This is a genomic window from Bacteroidales bacterium (assembly GCA_018334875.1).
In the GTDB taxonomy this organism is placed as follows: Bacteria; Bacteroidota; Bacteroidia; order Bacteroidales; family UBA12077; genus JAGXLC01.
Genome location: JAGXLC010000429.1, coordinates 1 through 3,448 on the forward strand (window position 1 = coordinate 1; position 3,448 = coordinate 3,448).

The following is a 3,448-nucleotide window of genomic DNA, read 5'->3' on the forward strand; positions in this document are numbered from 1 at the left end:
AGCATTTTTGTTTGGAAGACCGCTTCGAATCCGGTCACCTCATAGTGCAGTAAGAAAGGGTATTGGCATGGTACCTGAAGACAGAAAACAACAGGGTGTGATCCTTTCATTATCTATTCAACAAAATGTTAGTTTGCCTAATTTTCATAAAATAACCAATAAATTGGGCTTTATTAAGGCAAACAAAGCACGTGATGAAGCAAAGGAATTGATCAGGAAATTATCTATCAAAACCCAATCCGAAAAAGCAGAAGTTGCTACGTTAAGTGGTGGCAATCAGCAGAAAGTATCACTAGCGAAATGGATTAGCCGCAACAGCAAAGTGATGATCATTGACGAACCAACAAGGGGAGTGGATGTAGGCGCCAAGGTGGAGATTTATAAATTGATCAATGAACTTTCCCGCCAGGGAATGGCTATCATTGTGGTTTCCTCCGAAACTGAGGAACTGATAGGTATCTGTGACCGGATATTGGTGATGCGTAAGGGACAAATTCAGGGAGAACTGGAAAAAAAAGATTTTTCTGAAGAGAACATCCTGCGTCTTTCTATTGGCAAATGAGACATAAGAATAATAAGTTTTATCCGAATACATACTTTTAAATTATAAGAGATACATGAGGAGTCAAATAAATAAATATCTACATTATCTGATAAAGTATAATACTGTAGTGATTTTCTTGCTCATGCTTTTGATATCAGCCATTGTATCAGATGCTTTTTTCACCCCCAGCAATCTGTTCAACCTGATAAGGCAGGTTACTCCGGTAGGAATTATCAGTATGGGTATGTTGTTGGTGATTCTCACAGGAGGCATAGACCTTTCTGTTGGCTCCATAGTAGCTATGATAGGTGTATTGTGTGCGTTATTTACCAACCTGATGCCTTTACCCATAGCATTAATCGCCGCATTGCTCTGTGGAATTCTTGTTGGAGGAATCTCAGGGTATTTGGTGGCTTACCATAAAATGGCCCCCTTCATAGCAACCCTTGCTATGATGTCTATTGTACGGGGGCTAGGTTTTATTTTCTCAAAAGGTGCCCCCGTAATGGTAAGTGATTCGGCCTCAGTTTTTACAGACTTTGGCAGTGGTAGCTTCCTGAGTATACCGAATCCTGCCTGGATCTTATTTTTGATCTTCGCCATTGTCGGAATTATTTTGCAATACAATGCTTTTGGCAGGATTGTGATCGCCATCGGCAGTAATGAAGAATCGGTTCGGCTATCGGGTATACGTGTCCCACTTCACAAATTCAGTGTTTATGCCATTTCTGGTGGTTTATCGGCTATAGCCGGTATCATATTAACAGCCAGAACCGGTGTAGGAGCGCCAGTGACCGGGGTAGCGATGGAGTTGGATGTAATTGCCACAGTGGTGATAGGAGGAGCCAGCTTAAAGGGCGGCAAAGGTTCTGCTGTCAATACCCTTCTGGGAGTGCTCATTTTAGGGATGATAGGCAATATCATGAACCTGATGACCATTCCGGCTTATTCTCAACAGGTCATCAAGGGATTGATCATCATTTTCGCTGTGCTGATACAAAGGTTCCAGCGGAACGAGCATTGAATTAATCGGATATTTTATATATATGTCAGAGACCATAAAATTAAATGCTAACAATCTTGAGCATCTGCCTGAAGGGGTGATGGTACCGAATTATAACCGGACAAAAATAAAGACCGGAATTGTGCATGTGGGTGTAGGTAATTTTCATCGCGCACATCAGGCTTTTTACACTGACCAGTTGTTATGTAAGGGAAAAGGAAATTGGGGAATATCGGGTATCGGATTGCTGAACGAGGATCGAAAAATGTATCATGCCTTCACCCGGCAGGATGGTTTATATACCCTGATGGTACTGGACCCTGATGAGAAATTGAGGCCAAGGGTGATCGGTTCCATTGTGGAATATTTGTTTGCACCGGAAAATCCGGATAGGGTAATTGAGAAAATGGCGGATCCGGAAGTTAGGATCATTTCACTAACCATTACAGAAGGAGGATATAACCAGGATCCGGCAACAGGTGAATTTAATATGTCTGAAAAATCGGTGCAATGGGATCTACACCATCCTGATCAGCCCCAAACCATTTTCGGATATTTGACTCAGGCATTGAAGCGTCGAAGAGAAAGAAGAATGCCGGGATTAACCATTCTCTCCTGCGATAACATCCAACACAACGGGGAGGTATGCAAAAAGATGCTTATTTCATATATGAAAGAAGCTGAACCAAATCTGGTCAACTGGGTTGAACAACATATCTCATTCCCGAACAGTATGGTGGATCGAATCACACCCGTCACCACCCCTTCGGATAAGGAGCACCTGAAGGTTCAATTTGGCATTGAGGATCTTTGGCCTGTCGTCTGCGAACCGTTTATCCAATGGGTCATTGAAGATAATTTTGCCAATGGCCGGCCGGAATGGGAATCGGTTGGCGTGCAATTTGTAGAAGAGGTGGATCCTTATGAAAAAATGAAGATCAGATTATTAAATGCAGGTCATTCCTTGTTGGGTTTAACCGGCTTGTTATATGGTTACAGAACCATCGATGAAACGGTAAGAAATCCGCTGTTGGCTTCTTTGCTCCGCGAATTTATGGATAAAGAAGCTACTCTTGTGCTGGGAAAAATTGAAGGCATCGAACTTGAAGGTTATAAGGATAATCTGGTTCAAAGATTTTCAAATACGAAGATCAAAGATCAGGTGTCACGAATATGCGCTGAAAGTTCGGCAAAAATTCCCAAATTTTTGCTCCCGACAATCCGGGAACAATTAGATAGAGGAGGTTCTATACAATTTGGTACACTAATAGTGGCAACTTGGTGTCGGAATCTGGAATTGGCCGGTACTTCTGATTACTCTATTGAAATACAAGATTCTATGCGGAACGAATTGGAGCAGAAAGCAAAAGCTTCTGTTAATGATGATCCACTATCTTTTTTAAGGATTGAAGCGATTTTTGGAAATCTGGTTCATTACAGGCGGTTTGTAGATACCTATCTTCAAATGATCAATGAACTACGGAGACATCATATTGATGAAGTTATAAGTAAATTACTCAGGAGATGATAGAGATCAATTGGTTTAGCTGACTGATCAATGGATGCATCGGAAGCAATATTCGATCCGGAAATGTTATAGGTCCCCGCACTTCTCTTTTCCAGGGTTCTCTTTGTTTGGGGTTATTTTTTCTTTCAAATACCAGGTAGGCATGTACCACTGATCTCCTTCTATTCCATCGAAGCATCGGTTTCCCCGGCATTTGCCCTATTGCTTAACAAAAGTGCGATTAAACCAAGGATGCTGACCATAACACCGGTAGCACCTCCCTTATTTTCCACGGTAAACAATTGCCCATAATCAATTGAATAAACCAGATGGAGAATGATCAAAACGATCAATATTACGGTAAGAACAAAGCTGAATCGATTCATGGACTCTC

General features: G+C 41.6%; 4 protein-coding genes. 3 read left to right on the top strand and 1 reads right to left on the bottom strand.

What is annotated here, in order from left to right:
• From KGY70_19300 to KGY70_19310, 3 genes are all read left to right on the top strand, one after another.
• On the top strand, positions 1-562 hold a 562-nt coding region (locus KGY70_19300), incomplete at its 5' end, for a sugar ABC transporter ATP-binding protein (protein MBS3777349.1).
• Positions 563-617: 55 nt separating this feature from the next.
• Positions 618-1,568, top strand: a complete 951-nt coding sequence (locus tag KGY70_19305; GenBank protein ID MBS3777350.1) for an ABC transporter permease — start codon at positions 618-620, stop codon at positions 1,566-1,568.
• 22 nt (positions 1,569-1,590) lie between these two features.
• Positions 1,591-3,075 (top strand): mannitol dehydrogenase family protein, encoded by a 1,485-nt coding sequence (locus KGY70_19310; GenBank protein MBS3777351.1) that lies wholly within the window; start codon positions 1,591-1,593, stop codon positions 3,073-3,075.
• Between the two features lie 161 nt (positions 3,076-3,236).
• On the opposite strand, the gene KGY70_19315 is transcribed toward KGY70_19310, so the two are convergent.
• Positions 3,237-3,448 (bottom strand): hypothetical protein (locus tag KGY70_19315; protein MBS3777352.1); only part of this gene is annotated, 212 nt, incomplete at its 5' end.